General features: G+C 52.8%; 33 protein-coding genes and 1 pseudogene. 3 read left to right on the top strand and 31 right to left on the bottom strand.

Features of this window, described 5'->3' with window-relative positions:
- Positions 1 to 30: 30 nt before the first annotated feature.
- The 9 genes from G6Q29_RS03320 to G6Q29_RS03360 all read right to left on the bottom strand — a co-directional run bounded on the left by G6Q29_RS03320 (position 31) and on the right by G6Q29_RS03360 (position 7,838).
- Positions 31 to 1,086, bottom strand: a complete 1,056-nt coding sequence (locus G6Q29_RS03320; protein WP_165464506.1) for a major capsid protein — start codon at positions 1,084 to 1,086, stop codon at positions 31 to 33.
- Entirely contained in the window at positions 1,083 to 1,544 is a 462-nt protein-coding gene (locus G6Q29_RS03325) for a hypothetical protein (protein ID WP_126504002.1), read from the bottom strand. Before G6Q29_RS03325 ends, G6Q29_RS03320 begins: the two co-directional genes overlap by 4 nt.
- Positions 1,544 to 2,893, bottom strand: coding sequence for a DUF2213 domain-containing protein (locus tag G6Q29_RS03330; RefSeq protein ID WP_165464507.1), 1,350 nt, complete (start codon positions 2,891 to 2,893; stop codon positions 1,544 to 1,546). Before G6Q29_RS03330 ends, G6Q29_RS03325 begins: the two co-directional genes overlap by 1 nt.
- Positions 2,894 to 2,965: 72 nt before the next feature.
- Positions 2,966 to 3,262, bottom strand: coding sequence for a hypothetical protein (locus G6Q29_RS03335; protein ID WP_108444046.1), 297 nt, complete (start codon positions 3,260 to 3,262; stop codon positions 2,966 to 2,968).
- 83 nt (positions 3,263 to 3,345) lie between these two features.
- Positions 3,346 to 4,335, bottom strand: coding sequence for a phage minor head protein (locus tag G6Q29_RS03340; protein ID WP_165464644.1), 990 nt, complete (start codon positions 4,333 to 4,335; stop codon positions 3,346 to 3,348).
- Complete coding sequence (locus tag G6Q29_RS03345) at positions 4,271 to 5,719, bottom strand: DUF1073 domain-containing protein (protein ID WP_165464508.1); 1,449 nt, start codon at positions 5,717 to 5,719, stop codon at positions 4,271 to 4,273. The genes G6Q29_RS03340 and G6Q29_RS03345 overlap by 65 nt, the downstream gene beginning before the upstream one ends.
- Positions 5,720 to 5,730: 11 nt before the next feature.
- Positions 5,731 to 7,197, bottom strand: coding sequence for a DNA-packaging protein (locus tag G6Q29_RS03350; RefSeq protein WP_165464509.1), 1,467 nt, complete (start codon positions 7,195 to 7,197; stop codon positions 5,731 to 5,733).
- Positions 7,184 to 7,615, bottom strand: coding sequence for a terminase small subunit (locus G6Q29_RS03355; protein WP_165464510.1), 432 nt, complete (start codon positions 7,613 to 7,615; stop codon positions 7,184 to 7,186). Before G6Q29_RS03355 ends, G6Q29_RS03350 begins: the two co-directional genes overlap by 14 nt.
- 4 nt (positions 7,616 to 7,619) lie before the next feature.
- Positions 7,620 to 7,838, bottom strand: a complete 219-nt coding sequence (locus G6Q29_RS03360) for a hypothetical protein (RefSeq protein ID WP_165464511.1) — start codon at positions 7,836 to 7,838, stop codon at positions 7,620 to 7,622.
- A gap of 88 nt (positions 7,839 to 7,926) precedes the next feature.
- On the opposite strand from G6Q29_RS03360, the gene G6Q29_RS03365 reads away from it, so the two are divergent.
- A complete protein-coding gene (locus tag G6Q29_RS03365; protein WP_165464512.1) occupies positions 7,927 to 8,787 on the top strand; it encodes a tyrosine-type recombinase/integrase in 861 nt (286 codons plus the stop codon).
- A 614-nt stretch (positions 8,788 to 9,401) separates the two neighbouring features.
- Here G6Q29_RS03365 and G6Q29_RS03370 read toward each other — a convergent pair.
- The 5 genes from G6Q29_RS03370 to G6Q29_RS03390 form a co-directional block, all read right to left on the bottom strand.
- Positions 9,402 to 9,839 (bottom strand): lysis protein, encoded by a 438-nt coding sequence (locus G6Q29_RS03370; RefSeq protein ID WP_431732533.1) that lies wholly within the window; start codon positions 9,837 to 9,839, stop codon positions 9,402 to 9,404.
- 35 nt (positions 9,840 to 9,874) lie between these two features.
- Entirely contained in the window at positions 9,875 to 10,315 is a 441-nt protein-coding gene (locus G6Q29_RS03375) for a lysozyme (protein WP_165464514.1), read from the bottom strand.
- A gap of 3 nt (positions 10,316 to 10,318) precedes the next feature.
- Entirely contained in the window at positions 10,319 to 10,594 is a 276-nt protein-coding gene (locus G6Q29_RS03380) for a phage holin family protein (protein WP_001514184.1), read from the bottom strand.
- Complete coding sequence (locus G6Q29_RS03385; protein ID WP_001514183.1) at positions 10,591 to 10,992, bottom strand: putative holin; 402 nt, start codon at positions 10,990 to 10,992, stop codon at positions 10,591 to 10,593. Before G6Q29_RS03385 ends, G6Q29_RS03380 begins: the two co-directional genes overlap by 4 nt.
- An 862-nt stretch (positions 10,993 to 11,854) precedes the next feature.
- Positions 11,855 to 12,544, bottom strand: a complete 690-nt coding sequence (locus G6Q29_RS03390) for a bacteriophage antitermination protein Q (RefSeq protein WP_165464515.1) — start codon at positions 12,542 to 12,544, stop codon at positions 11,855 to 11,857.
- 11 nt (positions 12,545 to 12,555) lie between these two features.
- Between G6Q29_RS03390 and G6Q29_RS21860 the strand changes: the two genes are divergently transcribed.
- Positions 12,556 to 12,810, top strand: coding sequence for a hypothetical protein (locus tag G6Q29_RS21860; RefSeq protein WP_431732531.1), 255 nt, complete (start codon positions 12,556 to 12,558; stop codon positions 12,808 to 12,810).
- Positions 12,811 to 12,838: 28 nt separating this feature from the next.
- Here G6Q29_RS21860 and G6Q29_RS03400 read toward each other — a convergent pair whose 3' ends face one another.
- The 16 genes and pseudogenes from G6Q29_RS03400 to G6Q29_RS03465 form a co-directional block, all read right to left on the bottom strand.
- On the bottom strand, positions 12,839 to 13,474 hold the full coding sequence (locus G6Q29_RS03400) for a recombination protein NinG (protein ID WP_165464517.1): 636 nt from the start codon (positions 13,472 to 13,474) through the stop codon (positions 12,839 to 12,841).
- Positions 13,467 to 13,637, bottom strand: coding sequence for a NinE family protein (locus G6Q29_RS03405; protein ID WP_165464518.1), 171 nt, complete (start codon positions 13,635 to 13,637; stop codon positions 13,467 to 13,469). The genes G6Q29_RS03400 and G6Q29_RS03405 overlap by 8 nt, the downstream gene beginning before the upstream one ends.
- On the bottom strand, positions 13,630 to 14,079 hold the full coding sequence (locus G6Q29_RS03410) for a recombination protein NinB (protein ID WP_165464519.1): 450 nt from the start codon (positions 14,077 to 14,079) through the stop codon (positions 13,630 to 13,632). The genes G6Q29_RS03405 and G6Q29_RS03410 overlap by 8 nt, the downstream gene beginning before the upstream one ends.
- A pseudogene (locus G6Q29_RS21665) lies at positions 14,076 to 14,144 on the bottom strand (hypothetical protein); the annotation flags it as partial. The pseudogene G6Q29_RS21665 and the gene G6Q29_RS03410, both read right to left, overlap by 4 nt.
- A 126-nt stretch (positions 14,145 to 14,270) precedes the next feature.
- On the bottom strand, positions 14,271 to 14,774 hold the full coding sequence (locus tag G6Q29_RS03415; protein ID WP_242637188.1) for a hypothetical protein: 504 nt from the start codon (positions 14,772 to 14,774) through the stop codon (positions 14,271 to 14,273).
- A 34-nt stretch (positions 14,775 to 14,808) separates the two neighbouring features.
- Complete coding sequence (locus tag G6Q29_RS03420; RefSeq protein WP_207309770.1) at positions 14,809 to 15,414, bottom strand: hypothetical protein; 606 nt, start codon at positions 15,412 to 15,414, stop codon at positions 14,809 to 14,811.
- A complete protein-coding gene (locus G6Q29_RS21670) occupies positions 15,411 to 15,620 on the bottom strand; it encodes a hypothetical protein (protein WP_242637189.1) in 210 nt (69 codons plus the stop codon). The genes G6Q29_RS03420 and G6Q29_RS21670 overlap by 4 nt, the downstream gene beginning before the upstream one ends.
- Position 15,621: 1 nt before the next feature.
- The gene (locus G6Q29_RS03425; protein ID WP_165464520.1) at positions 15,622 to 16,071 is read right to left on the bottom strand and encodes an ead/Ea22-like family protein; all 450 of its coding nucleotides are present in this window, start codon (positions 16,069 to 16,071) and stop codon (positions 15,622 to 15,624) included.
- A complete protein-coding gene (locus G6Q29_RS03430; RefSeq protein ID WP_165464521.1) occupies positions 16,068 to 16,235 on the bottom strand; it encodes a hypothetical protein in 168 nt (55 codons plus the stop codon). Before G6Q29_RS03430 ends, G6Q29_RS03425 begins: the two co-directional genes overlap by 4 nt.
- Positions 16,232 to 16,687, bottom strand: coding sequence for a hypothetical protein (locus G6Q29_RS21570; protein WP_207309771.1), 456 nt, complete (start codon positions 16,685 to 16,687; stop codon positions 16,232 to 16,234). The genes G6Q29_RS03430 and G6Q29_RS21570 overlap by 4 nt, the downstream gene beginning before the upstream one ends.
- A complete protein-coding gene (locus G6Q29_RS03440) occupies positions 16,684 to 17,028 on the bottom strand; it encodes a transcriptional regulator (RefSeq protein ID WP_165464522.1) in 345 nt (114 codons plus the stop codon). Before G6Q29_RS03440 ends, G6Q29_RS21570 begins: the two co-directional genes overlap by 4 nt.
- Before the next feature lies 1 nt (position 17,029).
- Positions 17,030 to 17,719, bottom strand: coding sequence for a replication protein P (locus tag G6Q29_RS03445; RefSeq protein WP_165464523.1), 690 nt, complete (start codon positions 17,717 to 17,719; stop codon positions 17,030 to 17,032).
- Complete coding sequence (locus G6Q29_RS03450) at positions 17,716 to 18,579, bottom strand: hypothetical protein (RefSeq protein WP_165464524.1); 864 nt, start codon at positions 18,577 to 18,579, stop codon at positions 17,716 to 17,718. Before G6Q29_RS03450 ends, G6Q29_RS03445 begins: the two co-directional genes overlap by 4 nt.
- Positions 18,580 to 19,296 (bottom strand): GIY-YIG nuclease family protein, encoded by a 717-nt coding sequence (locus G6Q29_RS03455; protein ID WP_165464525.1) that lies wholly within the window; start codon positions 19,294 to 19,296, stop codon positions 18,580 to 18,582. It abuts the gene before it with no gap.
- Between the two features lie 61 nt (positions 19,297 to 19,357).
- Positions 19,358 to 19,903, bottom strand: coding sequence for a toxin YdaT domain-containing protein (locus G6Q29_RS03460; RefSeq protein WP_165464526.1), 546 nt, complete (start codon positions 19,901 to 19,903; stop codon positions 19,358 to 19,360).
- Positions 19,904 to 19,932: 29 nt separating this feature from the next.
- Positions 19,933 to 20,184, bottom strand: a complete 252-nt coding sequence (locus G6Q29_RS03465; protein WP_001514164.1) for a transcriptional regulator — start codon at positions 20,182 to 20,184, stop codon at positions 19,933 to 19,935.
- Positions 20,185 to 20,311: 127 nt separating this feature from the next.
- On the opposite strand from G6Q29_RS03465, the gene G6Q29_RS03470 reads away from it, so the two are divergent.
- Positions 20,312 to 21,004, top strand: a complete 693-nt coding sequence (locus G6Q29_RS03470) for an XRE family transcriptional regulator (RefSeq protein WP_165464646.1) — start codon at positions 20,312 to 20,314, stop codon at positions 21,002 to 21,004.
- 13 nt (positions 21,005 to 21,017) lie between these two features.
- On the opposite strand, the gene G6Q29_RS03475 is transcribed toward G6Q29_RS03470, so the two are convergent.
- Positions 21,018 to 21,392 (bottom strand): hypothetical protein, encoded by a 375-nt coding sequence (locus tag G6Q29_RS03475; RefSeq protein WP_165464527.1) that lies wholly within the window; start codon positions 21,390 to 21,392, stop codon positions 21,018 to 21,020.
- Between the last annotated feature and the right edge of the window lie 116 nt (positions 21,393 to 21,508).

Raw genomic sequence — 21,508 nt, forward strand, 5'->3', positions numbered from 1 at the left:
TCTCTCCCGTAGAGAAGGGGCCGAAGCCCCTTAACCCTGTGCGTTGAACACTTTAGAGCGACCATTGAAATCGCGCTTGATTTGAAGACCGACAGCACTCCAGACCAGAGTGTTGTAGTTGTCGAACGGATTCTGACGCGGGATCATGAAGGTGCCCACCGGCGCGGCAATGCGCGTCTTGATGTACTGCGAGTTGCGCACGTACGCGATGAAGTGGTTACCGGTCAGCTTAAAGGTCTGGTTAACAGACTCAATGCGGCCGTAGCGCAGGATATACTCCAGCACGGTGCCTTCTTTGAATCCAGCAGCGGAGGAGTACGGCTTGCTCATGTTGCGCATGATGTCAGGCGATACCCACACCTTCACCTTCTCCTGGACATAGTTATCGTCCAGCAGTTTCGCGAACGGGCCAGTGAAGAATGCGACCATCTCATCAGGCGTTGCTGTGGTCAGGTTGATGTTCAGGCCGGACGCACCCAGATCAACCTGGTTGGTGTTGGCGTGGTTGGTGATACCAGCGCCGACGTAGCCCTTCACCTTCACCTTCGAGTCACCGGAAAGCATGTAGTCGGCCATATCCTCGCGGATAGCGGCAACGTGCGCTTCCTGGTCGTCGGCCATGGCATCGAGATTTTCCGACTGCATGCCGTTCCACTCTCGCCACTCGCGGCTGTAGCCAGTGTTGAAGATTGGGATCGGGTCGCCAGCTTCGTCGTAGATGACTTTATCCAGCTCTTCCGGCACATGACCGGTCAGCGTGCGATGAACCTTACCGGCATCGCTGGCTACGCGATACAGAGCGGCAGTCTTACCGATAGAAATCGGCGTACCCAGCCCCAGCAGGTCGTCCAGCAGACCGTTACCTTCGTCATTACGGAAGACTCGGGTAGTGATGTTATCCACTTCGCGCCAGTAGTCTTTGGAGATCAGCGCGGCCTGGTTAACTTCCAGCGCGCCGCCATACTGGGTGGAAATAGTGTTCTGGTTGACGTTAAACGCTTCACGCTGCATCAGCAGTTGGTTCCACGCCTGTTTTACCTGGTTATAGTCGGTAACCAGTTTCTTGTTAAATACGATCATGCTCATGCGGTTGCTTTCCCTGATTTGCGAACTTTCACGAGCTGGGCTTCAGCGCCAACGGTGTATTTCTCGCGTGAGTAGAAGAGGATGTGGTCGGTGGTAGGGGCGGTCGATTTAGCCAGGGTGCCATCACCTGCGGACACCAGACCTTCATTTTCCAGCAGCACTTCACCTGCTTTGACGCGCATATGGTAATCAACATCGTCTTCACACATGATGGCCGCGCCAGTATCGCCCGCTGGCACTGCGTCACGGATATCACCACCGCCGATGTAGTTGTGCTGCATCACCAGAGGTACGCCAGTGCCGCCTGCTGTTGCGTGGTAAATCCACTGCCCGGTCGCATCGAGTTCGACCAGTGAACCTGGCAGGATTGCAACCTTGCAGAGGGCTTCAATGACCTGAGGGTCATTCTTGCGGGCCGGACCCGCGATTACGGTATGGGAACGAGGAGCGAGAGCCATTATTCAGGTGCCTCCATGGTAAGGATGTCGCTTTTTTCGCTGTTACCCTGGAATGCTGGGTTCAGCCCGGTGCTGGTCTGGCACTGCGAATAAAGCGCATTCAGCGCATCGCCAGAAAGCGAGTTGACTGCCGATTCATCCATGAATGAGAACTTAGCTTTCACCGCGTCACGCTTGGTTTTGAGGTCCTTCTCAGCGTTAGCCTGAAGCTGAGTTTCCAGGTGGCCGATTTTCTCGGTCAGCGGAGTAATGGCAGCATTCACAGCAGCGGTAATGGCATCAGAATTAAACTGAGACTGTCCGCCTTCTTTTTTCTGCACCTGCTGGTTGTAGGCATCCCAGACCTGATCGTCGGTCAGCCCCTCGGTTTTAACGCCTGCGGCATTGAGCGCGGCGATCATCTTCTCTTTCATCGGGTTTGTTTCTCCGTTGGTTTTGACTTCGTACTCAGTTGGTTTGCGCACGACTTCTACTGGCTCACCGACCAGCGTTACGGCGCTGTCGTCGATGAGGTATTTCTGCTGGAAGAGCTTGTTGCCCTCTTCGTAGACGAATTTGTCCGGCCAGACGGTCACGACATAGCGATAAGCGTCACTGCCCGACGGCGCGCGGATTGCCTCACGCAGCATCTGGTAGATTTCGTCGAATGAGGCGTCGGAGTTGTGGGCGAAGAAGAACTTCACCTTGTTCAGAAGGCCGTCTTTCATGCTGTTTGCAGCATCGATGAGGCCCGTCGCTTCAACATCGGCCTCCTGCCCGTCAGCGTTGACGAACATGCCGACGCCTTCATCCGGCGTACCGGCACCCGGCTCGTCGAGCAGGATTGCAATGTGGTCGAACTGCATGTTGTGAGCGACCCAGGAGTATTTCTTCTGCTTCGACTCACCGGCCTTTTGCTCCTTGTTCAGCAGCAGACCGGTAGAAACATGAATCGGGTCGGCGTTATTGCCGGAAATCATGTCATCCAGACGCTGAATAAGGCGTTTGCCGTCTGGTTTTGTCTCTGCCACAGCCTTATTGACGTAAACGTCCATCACGACTTTGTCGTTGGCCTTGCTGACGTTCTGAGCCCATGCCCCGGCGTAATAATCGTTAACCGCCTGCGGGTCGTTGGCGCTGACGTATTTGCCGTTCACCATCGGATGGCCGATCGGCATTAACTTGCGCTCCATCGTCAGGTAGCTGTTGTTAATCTCCTCCGCCGGGTACAGCCCGCCATTCATGACGATGTCATCCACGATCGGAACAACACCACGAATGACGTAGTGTTCCTGGCCGTTGATGGTGGTCGTTGAGATGTTGGAGGCGTTGATGGCGAGGGATTTAACGTGGATGCTGGATAGCTTCACGTTGCGTCCTCATTGGTGGATTTCAGGCATTAAAAAAGGCCGCCTAAGCGACCTTTGCAAAAATTTGGGCAATTACTCTTTTTCTGGCTCACCCGCAGGATCTTCGAAAATGGTTTGAGGGATAATCACATCACCTTTTACCAGATCCGAACCAATCTCAATAAATCCTTCAAGTTTTTCATTGGAGTACTTGTGCAAGTCGCCAAACATTGCACGAAATTGCTCAGGAGTAACACCGGCATCAGCACCTTTTTTTAAGGTGCTAAACCCGCCAACCAGTCTGGCTGTACCAAGTGGCGACTCTGCAACCTGCTTACCAGCATTTATGTAGACCTTGATATGGTCCTTAAACTCATCAATCTTAGACATTTTTTTTCTCCAGGGGAGCATGGCGGCCGCGCATGCAAAAATACATATATGGACAAAAAGAATATTTTCAACCCAACATATTGTTATTTTTTTTCCCAAGCCTTTCTTTCACTTGCCAACTTATCCGCCAGCCCTTCGTTGAATATGCTTCCGTCATCGTTGAGCAGTACCGGTATCTGGCTGCAATAGCAGTGGTATTTGTTACCATCGACTGCATACCAGTCGCGCACCTCTTGCACAGTTCTGACCTTTCCATGCCAGAATGCGTGCGTTGTCCTGGTGGTAGGCTTCAGCGCAGAAAGATGGAGAAGGCCGGTATTTAGCCCCAGACGGTCAGCAGCCCAGTCAGTTTCATTCCACTGAGCCTGCCGCAGCGCGCCGACCTGCTCAGTCTGAGCGATGGTCTTGGCCTTCGACATCGATACATCAAGGCGCTTGCTGATGACGCTGGCCGTCTCGCGAGGATTCACGCCGCGCGCTACCGCATCGGTGATGATGTTGGTCAGGTCGCCGCGGGCTGTATCGCTGATGACCTTCCAGTCACTGAACGTTGTCAGCCTGGCCGCAGATATCTGGTTCAGATAACCGGGACTGCTTAAAAGCTGCTGTAGCGTCGTCTGGCTGGCGTACACCTGCGACTGCTGCGAGAGGTTGTTGAAGGCCTCAAGCGTTCCGCGCTGCGCTTCTGCGACGACGTAATCCATCGCCCACAGATTCTGCTCACCACCATCCAGCAGGTAGTCATCGAGAATCGACTGTACCGCCTCGAGCAGGTCAGCCAGTTCCTGCGCCGACATGTCGTAGATGAACTTGCCGGCGTTTACCTGGTAGAGCCGCTGGTCATCGCCGTTAACATGGCAAAGGAAATGCCAGTTGTGGCTGTTAACCTCTCGCTCCCGCCCGGTCAGGCGCTTGTCGAACAGAGCTTTCAGGGCAACCTTAATCGCGTAATACCGGTTCTCAATATCGCGCTCCATCCTGCTGACTGGCTTGCGCGACATCGTGGGGTCAACTTTCGACCGTGGTATTACCGGACTCTTCGGCCTCTGATTCTGGGTCGGCCAGTGGATCAGGCTTTGGCTTGTTGCCATCTGGCGGCACCTCGTCATCTAGTTCTGGCAGCGCCTGCAACTCGCCTGCCGCGCGTATCTCGTTTTCGGTGATAGCGGAGCGGCCAAACGCGTTCGTTGACTTCACGGCCACGTCAGCCAGCTTATCCTTGTTGGCAATCTTCTCTGCCTGGCTCGGGGCCAGCAGATCTGACCATCCCACGGTAATTTCTTCATTCCGCGCGGGAGGGATAATGCCAAGCGTCCAGAAGCGCGACACCACATCGGTGATAACGTCAGTCAGGAAACCTTTGCGGCGGCTCATCCTGGTTTTGCCCCAGCCTTTTGCATCTTCAGTGCTGGCGCGCTCACCAGTCTGCATCCCGACAAGCTCTTTTACAGGGATTGGAACAGTCGCGCAGAACTCGCTTAGGGCGGTACGCCAGGTTGGCTCAGGATCTGCAACGGCGACTGAAAGCACGCTGGTATCGCCCTCCTGCATGATGACTGCGCTATCTGTGCTGTCATTCAGGCGCCGCACCTGATCATCCATCCCCTCAGAGAGCTGTGCCTCGCTAACGCCAAGCGCCCTGGCAAGTTGCGCAAAGCTTGTCTTGGCGCTGAAGTTAAAGTTGAGCTGCCGGCTGGCGTTCTTCAAGAAGCCCTCAGCAGCACCACCAGAAACTTTTTCGAGGTCCAGCAGTTTGTTGAAGCCCTCTTCCAATAGCGATTCACCGGAATCAAGCCGTCCGTCGTCAGAGCCTTCAGCCAGGATAATGACGCGGTCAGGGTGAACATTAATGATTCGCCCGGGCTGTCCGCTGCGCTGCTGCTGCACCGGAATTTCGGTGAACGAGTACATGCTGACAGCGCCATACTCCTCGCTGTTCTGGTCCTCGTTATAACTTACCGGATCAAGCTGCGCCTCCCAGACCGGAATGAGCCGGACGAGCGCCCTTTCCTGGAGCCTGCCGACCATCGCCTTATCGACAGGCTCAGACCATGGCTTGCTGTCTTTAACCTGGATCAGCAGCGCCGAGTAACGACCCACAAGGTTACGTTTGTCAGCTCCCTTAATCTGCTTCCAGCAGCGTTTAAGCAGCTTGTTGACCCGCTTATCCCAGGCTGTTTGCTGGGTTGCATCCTTCGTCTGATCGCCTTCGTAAACTTCCGGGAAATCTTCCCAGCAGCCATCAACCATTCGCGTCACCGCTGCGCCAGCGATAGCATTGCGGCGGTACGCCCGGTAGAAGTCATCGAAGCAGAGTTCTTTGGGGTAACCAAACTCCTGATACAGGCGCTGCCGTTTGGTGTTACTGGTGCCATTGAAAAGAGCGTTTACGTAACGCATCCGCTCGCGATCAATACTTGCGTTCGTGGCAAATTGTTTGTTTTCGCTTTCGTTCACGGTTTCCTCCGTCAGCGCGAGCGCACCAACATGCCGGTTGATTGTGGTTCTGATAGTTCGGTTAGCGCGTATACAGCAGCATCAAGCCGGTCAGGGGATTTCTTCGCAGTAGATGGCACGTACTCCATGAACTGGTTCTCGACCTCATAGAGACTTCCACGGTGAGCGACCCGGCCCTGCGCATACAGCGCGGAGATGGGTTCTGCTCGCGCGTATTTTCCCTTGCTGGCGTGTACGCGGATGATGCGGCCGCCGAACCCGGCATTCCGCAGAGTGTCTTCTGCCATGTCGCCGCCCTGGTTGGTTTCAATGACGATCGCATCAGCATCATGCTGCTCGTAGGCTTCAATGGCTTTGGTAGCCCAGCCGTTGGGCGAGTATTTGCCGCTGTAATCAGCATCGAGGCTGTACTGCCTTTCATCACCGGTGCCGTACACGCTGGCAACCGCGATGCCTGATTCGTCGCTCTCTTCACTGTTGGTGGCTTGCGGGTCAATCGCTACCACTGTCCGGTTAAGCTCCTGGGTGATCCGCATCTCATGCGCAGCACCAATCATGTCCTCAGTCCATAGTGCGCCCTCCGCATTGAAGCGTTTCGGGTTCTGCATGTACTGGGCTTCAGCGGTGCGCCGGTGGGAAAAGAGTGAAACGCGGTGCGACTCATTATGCTTAAACGGCCACAGCCAGCCATCAGGCAGGCCATGGTCAATCGGGATGGCGTGGGTGTTCTCCGGGTACTGGTCAGCGTATGACAGGCTGTTATTGATCAGCACCGGCAAATTCAGATGGTGCCACTTCTCACCACTACCGCCCCGCAACAGATATCCGCTCAGGTCGTGGTAGTGGATCCGCTGCATGATGACAATCATCGGCGTCGTCTCGATCGCCAGTCGTGATTTGATTGTCTCGTTAAAGCGGTTGTTGACGCCGTTACGAACAGTATCTGAATAAGCATCATCCGGCTTAACCGGGTCATCAATAATCAGCGCGCCCTGCCAGCCTGTTTCCATATGTCCGGCACGAAAACCGGTAACCTGTCCGGCAGCTGATGACGCATAAACGCCGCCACCATGCTCGGTCCACCACATTGCCTTACTGTCAGCATCATCGCGCAACGCCATCGGCCACATCGACTGGTAGGCCTGTGACTTGATCATACCGCGCGCTGTGGATGAGTTTAGCAGCGCTAGGTTATGTGAATAGGAAAGGTGCATGAAGCGAGCGCGGTTATTGAGCGCAAGGCCTCGACCCATCATGTTAATGGTCGCCAGTTCAGTCTTCGTGTAGCCAGGAGGAACGTTAATGATTAGCCGGGTAATCTCACCATCAATAACGCGGTCCAGCGTCTGCTGAATCACCTTGTGGTGAGGCGCGACTATCATCTTGCCGCCGGTGCGCTGTTTGAAGAAGTAACGCGCGTAGTACAGGCCGTCTGCCTCGCACATACTGGCCCGGATAGCGTCGTCAGCAGTCGTCATTCTCCATCACCCGCTTAATATCGTCAGGCGACATTGTTACTACCCGAACCGGGCCGCCGCCCTGACCAGTTAATTCAACAACCTGCTTATCGAGGCCTGTGAGCTTCGCCTTGCCCATGGTTGCTGCTACTGCCGCCGATGATTGCGGCGTCTCAGCACCAAGAGCAGCCTGGCGAGCTTGTTCAAGCTCAGCCAGAAGCGAATCAACGGTGACGTTATGACGTTGCTTAATCTCTCCCTGCAATTCAGCCACCCTTGCCGCGATCTTGCCGTTGTCGAGTAATTCTTTGGCTTTACGATTAACGCTCTCTGGTTTCATCTTGTCAGCAGCATACGCCGTCCGATAAGCCTCAGAAGCATTACCCGTTTCGATGTATGCCTGACAGAAAGCCTCTTGCTTTGGTGTCAGACCTGCCATTTTTTTACTCCGTTGTTTCATCCGCTGGCTTTTCAGGCTGCTCTGTCGGTACTGGCGTGAACTGCACGCGCTTCACGTCGCCAGGTGTGAAATACAGCCACTCGCCCGTCTCTGTCGCCAGCGGCACAAAGCCGTTAACCAGCTCAGGCTGACGTCGTGACATCTTGCCGGTGAAGGTTTCGCCTGTTTGGGTTGTTAAAGTGATTTGGTAGATGTCGGTCATATATGGCCTGCTTTCTCATATGAAACGCGTCAGGTAAAATACGCCCCTCCTCCACTGCCGTGCAGGCAGTTCTTTAAATGGAGGATTTATGGAAAAAATACTGTTAATTGAGTGGTTACTGACTTACGAGAAAATCTTACAGCGACGCATAGATTCAGGGCTAATTAAACCAAAGACTGCCTGTGATTATCGGCGGATGATTTGGTTTTGCCTGAATCATTGGGCCAGGGTGCCATTGGTCGACATTTCGGTGGCAGACATCACAAGCGCCATAATGGATAAGGCCGAGATTGCGCCCTTCTCTGCCAGAAGGTTGCGGATAAATATATCTGATGTATTTATTGAGGCGCAAAGGGCTGGATGTATACCGCTTGGGCATAACCCGGCACTTGTATGCAGAAAGCCAATTACCTTCGTCAGCACTGAGCGCCTTACCTTGGATGAGTGGCTGAGAATATTCAGGGCGGCAAAATATGTTGCGCCGGATTTCTTCCAGGTGGCATTGCTACTCGCTCTTGTGACAGGACAGCGTCCATCTGATTTATGCAAAATGGATAGGAGCGATATCAAAGCTGGATATCTCCACATCGAACAGTTCAAAACCGGTGAACGCATAGCACTACCCTTGAGTCTCGGACTTCACATAATCGGTACCACGCTCGACGAAGTTTTGTCTATTTGCGAAGCAAGCGGCCCCCTTCTCCAGAGTCGCGGTAGACGTATCAATACATGGACGCTTTCAAGATGGTTCAGGATATGTCGTGAGCAGGCCGGTGTGCATGCCTCAAATGGAACGCCACCGACATTCAGAGAGCAGCGCTCCTTGTCAGAGCGTTTATATCGGGCGCAGGGCCTCGACACCCAGACCCTTCTTGGGCACAAGTCGAGAAAAATGACTGATTCGTATAATGATATTCGCGGCAAAGGTTACAGAGTTTTGATTATCTAACGAACCGCTTACAATGTGCTTCCCCTGCACGGTATCCCAGGTTCGCTTCCTATAGGCTCTCGGATGGTAATGCGCTGCGATGCGCATAAAAAGCCCCGCGGATGCGAGGCTGTGAGAATTTGCTACGGTTAAAGTCCAGAGGAGAGACTGTGTCAGAACCTCAGGGATGAGGCTCTATTACCGATACGATTCACAGCGTGGCTAACCGTGGGGGTTGTGCAGAGAACACCATCAGGCGCTCTACTTTAAAAGCGCTTAGAGATAAGCACTGCCGTAACTTACTGAAACAGGTAGTTGATTTGAGCTATTGATATAGCTGATGATTTGTTAACTCAAGGTCAATGGATGATATTTATGTTTAACACCAACAAAATTTTTGGCTTATGGCTATATTTTTCTTCGATTTTTACATGCCTTACTCTGGGCGATATCATTGGTGATAAATTTTTCGAGGGGTCAAGCATTCCCTGGTACATTGGACTTATAGCGTCAGTCATCATTAACTGGAATATTGTCGCTCATATAAAAAAACTGGGTGGCCCTACTTAACAGCTCTGTACCAGGCCTGCCAGCGAAATATGTTAAGCCTCAGCTGCCGCAAGCTTTTCACTTTTTTAGTTCATGCACTGAGTGTTGATGTACTCCTGAAGCACTCTCAGGGCTGACTGGTCTTGCTTGATTCCGGATCTGATACCGAGAACGTTTCGTCCAGCAAAGTCAGAGAGTTCGACGGTGGCATCATGGCCCACGCCGGTGGTGCCGGAGGCTTCGGTTGAGGCTGGCACTGGACAGCGGCCTTTGACGTGCACCCGACCACCATTATCAAGCTTGCGCTGCATACCATCATTTTCAGCTTTCGCATCGGCTAATTCCTTCGTGTATTTGGCATCCAGTGCAGCAACATCTCGCTGGCGCACCTTCATATCTTTGATGGTGTCGTTAGCCAGGCTGAGATTCTTGGTGGCCATATCGCGCTGGTCTTTGTAGGCGATGGCGTTGTCGCGGTAGTGGTTAACAAAGAACGCCAGCACGCCGATTAACGCCAGCAACATCAGCTGCAACCAGTAACGTTTAACCAGCGCGCCAATCATGACAGGAACAGAGCCCGCTCTGCCTCCCGGCGACGTGTGAGTCCATTCAGGACTTTGCCACCAGCTTTATTCCAGCGAAGGAACTCATCGGCGGCGCCAGCGTAATCACCGGCGTTGAGTTTTCGCAGAAGAGTCGATGTTGATAATGACCGGGCGCCGAGGTTATACGTGAACGACACCAGGGCATCGAATTCCCCCTGTTTTAGTCGAACCTTCACCAGACGGGACACGTCGCTTTCGTAGCTGACCAGCCCTGTCTTCAGTAATCGCTCTGCCGTTTCCTGCTTAATCGTCATCCCGGCGCGGATCGGTTTGCCGTCGACAGGTTGAGTCCAGCCATAGCCGATCGTCCATACGCCCACGCTGTCCTGGTAGGCGGTGAGTCTACAGCCTTCGAATTCTTTGATTAGGGCAATGCCATTTTCGCTGGTTTGCATAGACTACTCCGTTATAACGACCTTCGCCAGGTTACCGCGCGCCAGCCACACCGCCATGCAGATGACGGAGTTAAGCAGCAGATCGCCTAGGTTAACCTGTACGTAATGGCCGAGCAGAATGTTGAAGGCGTTGAATCCGGCGGCAAGGATGACCAGATAGGCCAGCACCGCGACACTCAGGCGATGACGCTTTCCCTCTTTCCGGAAAAACATCAGCCTGACCATGATTAACAGGCAAACTATGGCGTTTGCATCCATCAGAAGAAGCTGCCATGTCATTTATCTTCCTCCCCCAGCCCCGGCATCTTCCCGCTTTTGGATTTGCGGAGAATGCGCAGCAGGACTGCCACGGAAATGGAAGCAGTGACAATTGCACCGACAGCTGGCGATACCTCAATGCTGGCCGGTGGCTTCATCAGGCTTAACGGTGTGTTGATGATTCCGGCCATGATTTTCGCCATGGGTACGGAGAAGAACACGCCACTGATAAACGATATCAGCGCAAAGATAGCCTGCTTCCAGAGTTGATGGGGATCTGAGGTCAGAACGTATAGCGCAGTTCCGGCGAGTGATCCGAGCATCACTGCTGGAGTCGCCTCCGGAAACAGCGTGGCAAAGGTTACACCGACTGATGACGATGTAAGACCAACGCCTACGATAGTGAAGGTCTCAGACATATTTATTCCGTGTGTAGTTGGTTCAGGCCCTCGGGCGATTTAACAAGTAGGCGTGTCGATGATGATTCCCGTGAGCCTGGAATTAAAAAAGCCAGCGACAAGCTGGCAATGTGAGGGTAAGGCAATGTCGGCTCTCTGGCCGAAGGGTCCCAGGTAGTGGGTCTGTGTGTGGCGATCGGACTCGAACCGATACTCAGGTTCAGCATTAGCATCATGCCTGCCCTGCCGGATAACCGGTTGATGCGTTACTCTACCCATTCAACCCGCAAGCGGGAATTGAGTTACACCAAAACGGATAGAGCACTGAGCATTTCGTTGGCGCTCCATGCTGCTGCGTGGGTTGGGTTATGAGCCCTTCACGCCAATGCTCTTTCCTGTTGTGCAGATACAAAAAAGGCCGCCTGAGCGACCTGTTTGTTGATTTTCACCTTCACCGCATCATGAGTCCACGTATAAAGCCTTTGAAGCCTTCAGCGTGTCTCCTGTAATGCGATGTGCACTCATCAATGACATCATGGGCTGACACAAAGCGAAGTGACTTGCTACCAACCTCTTTGTGCACTTTGTTTATAACGTTGAATATTCGAACACTAAAAGCATCATCCACCTTTCTGATTTCGTAACGATAGGTGATGTTGTTAGTGCCGCCAACGTAAAGCTGGAAGTTCTTCATGATGAGGCCTCTGTGTTTTAACTGGAGGCCACATTTTACATAAGTAAAAAATGATTTTTAACTTTTAAAGACTACTTGGTTTACATAAAGCACAAAAAACAAAGCCCCGCACATTGGCGAGGCTCTTAATTCTTTGTCGACCTACGAAGCTATGGCGACGATATCAGATTTACATGAAATATATGCGTTTCAATCCAGTTTTGCAAGACTTCTGTCGAAATTTGTCGCCTTTTGTTGTGAACGTGATCGCGTAACCTGCAATAAAGCCCCGCTATCCAGGCGCAAGAAGATGCGCCGCATCTCAACCCAGCGGTCCGTAAACGTCTCTGACCAGTTCTTTGGTGTTACGCCAACCAGCTCCGCCAGCGCCTGATATTCGTACGTCTCACGCCCTGCCAGCTCCGCTTTGACGTCCTGCGCCGCCAGCCATATCAGTTTCTTCAGTCGCTCCATCGTCTTGCCAGTCACCTTCTTCGCGCCGAGCTGCTCCCGGAACTCTGCCCACGCCCACTGGGTGATCGCCACCTGGTGCTCAAAGCTAACGTTCTCGCTGTAGTTCCACAGCAGCCAAGCTTTCTGGTGGTCCTCCATCGACAGGACAGCGCGGCGCCACGATGCGGTCACGAACTCTACCGGGCTGACCAGCGCGATAGACGATCCCTTGGCGCGGGACTGGCAGCCGCTCATCGCCGGGCCGTCCGGGTTGACCATGCGCTGCTTATCTTTGTCGAATACCTTTTTCCGTCCCCGGCTGCGCGCAGTCGCGGTGAATTGCGCGTTCTCGGCGAAAGCTACCAGCTGCCCTTTCGTAGCCCCGCTCAGATCTGCGGTCGCCACAATAAGCTGCTGACGTACGTATTCCAGTTGCTGACTGTTCATGCGGCTTCCTTATGTGGCTGGTTGGTTTTGGTCTGGCTGTGATTTGCTACTGGCGGCAGGTTGGCGCGCTTAACGCTTTCGGCCTGGTACCGGACTATCTGCTCTCTGGTCATTTCCGCTCCTCCATCACCCCAAGGAACGGCCACGACACTAAGCAACAGCACGCCCATATGGCAGTAATGACCAGCTTCTCTTTGAGCATGAAATTCAGGTTGTTTACCCGGCGCCAGACTCTTGCTGCAACCAGCCCAGCACAGAAGGCGTAAACAACCATAGCGGTAACGATTAAAGGACTCATGCTGCCTCCTGCTGTTTCAGTGCTTTGAGCTTGGCGCGATACTCATCGCGGATCCGTATGAAGTCTTCACGGCGGTAGTTGGTCATTTCGTGTGGGCCGTTGAGCCAGTCGACGTATTCCTGGCCGTAACGAGCGACCAGGCCAGCTTCGTATTGCTGAGCGACAGTTGCCTCCTTGGCGGTGTACTTGCCCGCTCCGGCATTGCATGACTTGCACTGCTTATGGGCGTTGCGCTCTTCAAAGCGCAATTCAGGGTTAGCGCCGACCGTTTTGAAGTGGCCGCAGTCCCACTGGCCGCCATGCAGATCGGGGGGATTCGTCTCATTGCAGCTGATGCATGGCAAATCAGCATCACGCGCACGAATGTAGGCGTTGAAAGCCTGCTGAGCCTGCGCCTTGTAGTAACCGGCAGGCCGCAGCTCTGCCAGCCGTTCCTTGCGGCGCTTGCGCCCGGCCTTTTCGGACTCCTTCTGCTCCTTGATGCGCTTGGCTGCCTCTTTCACCTTCTGCTTAGCTCGCAGCTCCAGTGCGTAAATGGCGCCATGTTCAGGACAGCACCACCAGACGTTGTCGAAGGTGGCGGTGAACTTCTCTTTGCAGACCTTGCAGGTGCGACGGGTTGGTTTACGCATGGCTCCTCCGTGCCGCGAGACGCAGCCATTTCTGATCCACCAGACGGGCGGTGTAGTCTTTCAGGGTCGGGATGTCAGACGGCTTAACCGCGGGCTTACGCTTGAGGCGCGCCGGAACGCGGAAGATTTCGTTGGTGATGACGCGAGCGAGAGGACTACCCACGGGAAGCCCTCCACTCTTGCGCCCAGGCGATGCGCTTACTGGATGCTTCGGAAAACTTCACGCCGCGGTCTGTGCCGAACCAGTAAATCGCCTCGATGACATCGACCATGTAGCGCTTGCTGGATTTGGATGTGCGGACGCCGAAATAAACGCGGCCGCCGTTGATGCCCGGCGCGGATTTCTGCTCCTGGTCTTGGGTCTGGTTCACCAGAACGGTGATGAGGTCCTTCCACTCTTCGCGGGTCAGCTTTTCGCCGTGCCAAACCACCTGGTCAGACAGGTCTTTCAGCAACGGCCACATCAGACGGTTTTGCTTGTCGGTGCGCGTCTCTTCCCGGGCCTCGACGACCATCGGAGCGCGAGGGTTTACTGGCAGGGTGCGGATGTATTCAATGAGGTTGTGTTTAACGGTGTCGTTAACGACGCAGTAGTGCTGCTTCATACGCCACCTCCGCAGAGGTCAAGCGCAGATTGCAGAAAATCGCAGGTGCATTTCTGCATCTGTGACAAGGTGAGGAGTTCAGATTGTGGTCGCATTTAAGTCCCCTTAAATGCGCAGAAGTCACCGGAGTTGTTCAGGCTCCGATGACATGATTATGGCTGGTTGATTATGGAAAATCAATTAAGCTGAGTTTAATCAGCAAGGTCTTCATCTGTGACCATCATTAGGTTAAAGAATGAAATAATTTTTACCCACTGCGAGTAAATATCGCTGGTCATGCTGGTTAGTTCCTCTCCGCGGAAGAAGGCGTCAGGCCCAACCTCATAGTTGAGCTCTTCAAAAAGCTCCATGTTTAATTGGCTAATGAAGAATTGCTTTAGACCTTTAACTGCATCCTGGTTGTTGCTATCTGAGTAATTTTCTATGGTACCCATTGCCAAATTTAAACACCGAACAATATTGGCTGCGTCATGAAAGCTCCATTCAGCCCCTTTCTTTCCCTTTGAATACGAATTCGCTCTCTCAGCGCACGCTTTTAATGTCTCGTACAAATACTGCTTACCTTGTAGTTGCAATGCCTTTTCCGATGTGGCCCTGCTCGCCTCTGAGGATCGACAAGCTGCAAAAGTGCCTATTGCAGAGGCGACAGCTGCAATGGCAGAAACTGCCGCAATACCCATATCCCAACCAGACATAAAAATCCCCTCGGTGTTTTGAGGGGATTATACATCACTCAGCTTTTGGTGCTGACGCTATCATCGCAGCCCAGCATAGCTTCGCCCGATGCGCCGCCTGCTGGCACCCACTCATGGCGTCGTATGCTTCCCACTCTTTCTCATCGCTAAAGCTCTCATCTGGCTCTGACTCGAACCCATTGACGATCATGTCTTCAGTCGGCTCAACCGGCACCATTACCCAACCATCCGGAATCGCCGGAGAGTTGCCATCGGCACCCTGAAGCATGGCGGCGCGGCAGGCGTTCCATCCGACGGCTTTCCCATGCTCAAACGCGCTATCAAAGTCATCATCCATCTCAATAGCATCAGGCACTACCGGCGCTGGCGGGGCTGTGAATAGGCGCTCAATCACGCAGTTTTTAAGTTCGAAACCGTCAGGTTGACGATGATCCGTATAATCCCAGCGCTCGCTAGCTATAGCGGCAGGTGGTTTCAGCTTTGACCTGAACGCCACAGCCTCCGCTTCGAGCGATGCCAATGCAATCTTCATCGCCGCCAGCGCCATAGCCGCATCTTCGTTTACTGCGCCTGGCATAGCATCGCGCTCTTCTTCAAGCTCCGCGATGGCCTTGAGCAGCCATTCTTTAGTTAATGTCATGGGTTAGTCCTCGAAATCTTATGGCGCGGAGCGAAAGCACGGGTTCGGTCCTTACTGATGCGCCATCCATGGGAACGAGCATCCTTCGCGCATTCTGACCACGTGTTACCGACATACTCGCCAAACTCTGGCCCGCGCCAGGTTTCTTCTGTGCAGCTCTTGCAGTCGCAGTAAAGGTGCATGGTGTAATTGGCGGCTATGGGCATATCACTCTCCTTTACCGGCTGCGGCGGCGCGCTCAGCTTCGCTTTGTTCCCAGAACCAGCGGTGAAGGTTCATGAGCTCTTCATCGAGGGGAGCATATTTTCGGTCAAAGTAGGCCTGTGCATCTTTCTCCGCCTCATCCGGCAGTTCGCCTGGCCCAAACAGCGTGTTATAAATCCATGCCAGCCCTTTTCTGGCGTCGCCAGTTCCCTGCCATTCGATGATTGCGGCCTGCATTACCAGAATGTTTTTGCCAATTAACAGGTCCAGTTCTTTGTGGCGGTTTTTGATGTAAGCATTGTCGCTCTCCAACTCAGCAATACGCTTGTCTTTGGCTTCCAGCTCATCCAGCAGCGCCAGCACATCCCGAGTTGGAGCCCTAAAGTTCGGAATGAAGTTGTCTTTCGCTCTCTCCGCTACTTCCCGTAAGGCCTGTTTGTCGATGTTGCTCATTGGGCGGCTCCTTTCTTCACGCACATAACCACAAGGTTCATCCTGTCGTGTTTCCGAATTTCTGTACGGGCATCAATACAAGCCTGCTGTGAATTAAACTCAACCCCAGAAATATTCCCGCTGTTGTAGTAACCAGTGCTGAGTGATAACAGAATCCAAATCATGACTGCACTCCTTTGCGAATCTCTGATGCAAAATCACCGCAGATAGTTGCCGCTGCATCAAGGCCGACCTGTTCGTCCTGATAGCAATTAACAATTGCGTTGCTAATTTTCAGGCAAACCTCATCTACAGCACTGGCCCGCACTTCAGCCAGGAAAGCGTCGGTAGCCGGGGTTTCTGCTTCACACATCAACTCCACAGCCAGGCCATAAAAATCATCTTTGACGCAATCTGCATACGCGATTCCATCAACAGTGTTTAGATGCCCGTGGTTATAGCCTGCTGCGTAAACCTCTTCAGCCTGCTCAATAAGCCCCGCATTCTCCGCAGCCAGCGCCGAGAATGTGGTTTCTACTACGTTAAGCAGAGCCGTAACTTCTTCTGGGGACATGTGCTCACCACATTCGGCATTCACCCTGGCGTTTTTAATCAGATCTTCGTATTTGTTGCTCATGCCCCTACCCTCCCCCAAACCATCAATACCCGCTTCATCGCCGCGCTGTTCCGGCACTCCTGGCAGATAACGTTTGTCTCTATGCGCTGCACCAGCTTCGAATTTCCCTTCGGCATGGCCGGTATGGTTTCCGGTGCGTACTTCATGCCGTAGCTGGTCAGCCGATACAGCCGCTGGCCATGCTTGCCTTCGAACTCAATCAGGCCGTCTGCAAACAATGTGCTTAGCGGGCCGGAAATCTTTTTGGTGGTCATGCCGATCATGGTGGCAATGCGAGCACTATTCAGGCCCGGGTTGTTGCGCAGGGCTGCCAGCACCTGCTCACGGATTGTTATGGTCATCTCACACCATCCCGTTCGACTTGATGCGGTTGTACTTGGCCTGAAGCAGCTGGATCGGAGTCGGCCCGTGGTCGGCAGCAGGTGCTGCAATTGCCCGGCGTACCGGCGGCACTGGTTTGCCCTCCGTGACACGTATCTCCCACATATCCAGCAGTTCACCCGCTTCCCGCGCTAGCTCACCATGCGTTAACTGGCGCTCTGTGCTGCGGTGGCGCAGTTCTACGCAGATGTGGTACATGACCGGCTGAGACCAGGGGAATTGCTCACTGGAGGTGAACTCGAACGAACGGTTACGCCAGTCCCAGTATTCGGCGATCACCTGGTCAACGTTGACGCCCAGCGCTCCGCCGCTCTGCTTGCACCAGGCTACAAACTGGCCCGGCGACGGCAGGAATGGGCGCTCCTGGCGGCGGGCAATGCGCATACCGGCATCGACCTGAGCCATTGAGTGGATGCCGTTCTCCTGAAACGCCAGCAGCCACTGACGGCGGAATTCGTTCAGGTCTTCCTGGGTGCGGAAGTTCGCCATGCTGGCCGGGAACGCGGCGCGCAGCTGGTTGAACAGTCCGTTGAATACCTGCGCCACCTGCTCGACCGGGGCGCGCTCCTGGTACTGCTCTGGCAGGTTATGGGCCATGCGGCTCATCTGCTCGAGGTCATGGTTACGCATCTGCTCTGCAAGAGATTTCATCGGATCACCCCGTAGGCCCAGTCAGTGTTGTTGAAGTCCAGATCCTGCTTAGCAGCAGATTTACCTCGCGCTGCCGCCTGCTTGTTCTGATAGCTCAACTTCTGGCTGGCAGTGATAAACCAGTTTTTTGGTTTCTCATGAGTGAACTCAATATCCAGCTTCTGAAGTTCGTAGCTCAGGTCTATCAGCGGGTACAGGTTTAACCATGCCTGATAGTCCTTGTGGTTCAGCCTAACGATCTGACCCTCGAATGCGTACCGACTCGATATTTCATGAATATCTGCATTGGCCTCTTCGCAAGACGCGTCAGCGGCTTGGGTGTTAACCAAGGAATCAGGATCAGGGATAGGGGAATCAGGAATCAGGTTAAGGGAATCAGCAGGATTTAAACTGTTCTGAACCTGTTCATGCACATTACTAGCACCGTGCTTTTCTTGTGCTTCATTATTTTCAATGACTTGAGGCTTTCCCTCTTCTTCCTTTTCCTCTTTTGCATCTGAATTGCACTGTTCTTGTTCAGTGCCATTTTGGTTCTGAGACGGTTCTGGTATCTCACTTGCCGCTTCTTTGCAGTGCGGGTTCTGGTGCTTTTTCCAGTTAGAAACTTGAATATAGGAATCTCCATTCACCTGGTAGCGATTGATGAATTTATGCTGATGCAGCTGCTGCAATAAAGCGTCACAGTCGACATCATCAAAAGGCAGCACCATGGCTTTAATTTTCTTAGGGCGGTCATCCAGGCGACCCTCTTTATCGGCGATAGTCCACAGACCAGCGAAGAGAATGCGCGCCAGCGGCTGACACTCTGCAAGCTCGTCGTTCGTGAAAAAGCCTGGTTTGATATTTCGCGATCTGGCCATTTAAAACTCCACTGGTTGTTCTGGGCCGTAAATTCCACGTTTCTCAAGCTCTTCTCTGCGAGCCTGATATTCATTCATGGCTTCCTTTAGCGCCTGTTCATCAGCCGGTTCGATCGCATACGCATTTGAATCGTGCACAGCGATAACAACGCCGCTTTTTCTCCGGATATTGAAAATAGTTTCCGCACCGATTCGAATTAATCGCTCAGCAGCTGCAAGCTTGTCGCCGAAGACGCTAATCCCAATCTCATTAAAAAGTTCAGGTATATTGATTTTGCTAAGGCTCTCAAAAATGATGAAGTCGTGGTAAATAGCTATATATTCAGCTTTTTCACCGACCTGGCATTCACAGCTACACGAGCAAGCATGAATAATTTCTTTCAAATCAAGCTGAAAAAATTCGCGAGACTCGTTTACTCTCCATTCCGACAAAGCATCGTGAATCTCTTTTTCAGCTTCGAGCGGAGAGTGGCTGTAGAAAGCCGCCTCAACCTTGAATGGAGCAGGAACACCAGTAGCTGATGAAAGCTCTCGCGCTCGAACTTCCGGGCTTGTTGTGGTCATTCCAATTTTGTAGATGCCAGGCATACATGGATTGCTTAACACGTATACCCACCCTTCCATTCTGAAGTCGGTTGGAACATCCATAGTCTTCAATACGCCGACTTGCTTTGTTAATGGCTCGAGATGCATAATTGCCTCTGTGAATTGATCCAATTAATTTCACCAGAAAGTCGGTTCTGTTCGCGCAGACCGGCTTTCGCCATTTCTGTAGTTCTCACATAACCCCCAGCATCGACGTGACCATAGCCATCAGCGGAGCGGTCAGGTCCGGGTCGACACGGAACATCTCTACGATCCCCTCACTCAGTTCCTTGAGCTTCTGGTGGCGCGGAGCGTTCATCGCAACAGCAACTTTCGCCTCGCTCGTTTCCTTCTCAAGTCGCGCTAAACGGGACATAAAACTGTCCTCTGGAAGAAGTCGATGGCGATACTCCAGCGGCAGCACGGACATGATTGCCGGGGCCAGCTGGCGAATGTTGTTGGCGGCGTATTCGGTGTCGCCATCAATCCAGCGAAACACCTTCTGCATCTGGCGGTGTGAGTCAGTCGGGATATCCAGACCGGTTCCGCCGGTTGACCGCCACTCTTCAACAATCAGCGCTGCGACAAATTCACGGCTGCGGCAATCAGCTGCCCAGGCGCGAACTGCTGCGCGGACCCCATCGACGTTTAGCGCCGTGGAATCAGCTTCCCGGCGATTCTGGTAAATCATCGGTGGCACCGATAATTTGGTATTTTGTTGGTACGCAAGTGAATGCATTGCTTTCCCTTTCGTGGTTATGGCCGCCGTTAAGCGGCATGGTTGTCAGGGTGTGGAAAGATGGACGGCAGGTCCGGGCGGAATTCATGAGCCTGGATTTCACCACCAACCGCTTTCACCAGTTCAGGAACGTGAACCGGGGAGATGCGTTTCTTTCCGTTAAGCCAGTCACAGATAGTGGACTGGGCTTTGCCGCAACGTTTTGCCAGTTCTTTTTGGCTGCCAGCGATGGCGATCGCTTTCTCTACTGCGGAGTTCTTCTCTACTGTTGGGGTTTTCATAATCACCTCAGCTATCAGTTTAAAGCGATTATGGTTATCACTTTAGCGAATGTCAATCGCATAGGCGATTTTTTGCTAAATAATCGCTTGAGCGATAGAGTTAAAGGGGTCATTAACAGAGGTGAATATGGGATTCTCGGAGCGCTTAGCGCAGGCAATGGAAAGCGCTGGATATACACAGGGTCGATTAGCTAAAGAGGTCGACATGGCTCAGTCCAGCGTACACAAGTTACTCAAGAATGCTAAAGGCTCTCGAAAAACCGTTGAGATTGCCTCTGTACTTGGTGTTCGTCCTGAATGGCTTTCTACTGGTGAGGGGGAAATGGCTGCCGGTGGCGTCAGGGAGTCAACTGCGCTATACCAGGTTAAGCCGTCACTGAATGGGATTTATCGCGTGGATGTACTCGACGTTAAAGCCAGTGCTGGTCCGGGCACCCTGGTCACGAGCGATTTCATTGAAACTATCCGGGCCATCGAATACACAACTGAACAGGCGCGCGCTTTGTTTGGCAACCGGCCAGCTACGCACGTTAAAGTCATTACCGTAAATGGCGACAGTATGGATGGGACGATTTCGCCTGGAGATCAGATCTTTGTTGATACCGGCGTTACGCATTTTGACGGTGATGGGGTTTATGTGTTTGTCTTTGGCAAAACTCTCCATGTAAAGCGGCTTCAGATGCAGCGTGACCGACTGGCAGTAATATCCGATAACCCCATTTACGAAAAATGGTACGTCGAACCTGAGGATGAGGACGCGTTCTACGTGATGGCCAAGGTGTTGCTCAGACAGTCCATCGACTATAAGCGCTTCGCATAGCCCGGCTCCCGGGCTAGCATCTCCAACCCTCTTTAATCAGCTTCTCGCGTATATCCTCAATGCGCTGGTAGTCCTTTCTTTTTTTCAAAATCACTGACAGCTGTGAGAAGCCATAATGTGACGGCGGATAAAATTCGCTGGGATATTTATTTCCAGTTAACGACTCGTATTCTTCCACCCTTTTGTCATGAGCATGACGCAAAGCTGGGAACGCCAATTCAGATAGCGCAATCATCTGCTCGCATAAATGCTCGGCCCTTGCGAGGTTATCGCCCTCTCCCCTCAGCTTGTAATATTTCTTGATATCCTCCTGAAGTCCAAAGTGAACCTGAACGATCTGCTCTGGGCTTAGCCAGCGGAGCTTATCAACCCATTCTTTATGGTCCATACGTATCCCCCTCCAAAAAAAATCAGCATAACACGTAAATAAATTTCAATAAAAATAGCTTTAACAATCATGCGATTATCGCATTATCGATGATAAATATCGTTATGGCGATTGAC

It is taken from the genome of Enterobacter cloacae (assembly GCF_011078175.1).
GTDB classification, from domain to species: domain Bacteria; phylum Pseudomonadota; class Gammaproteobacteria; order Enterobacterales; family Enterobacteriaceae; genus Enterobacter; species Enterobacter cloacae_Q.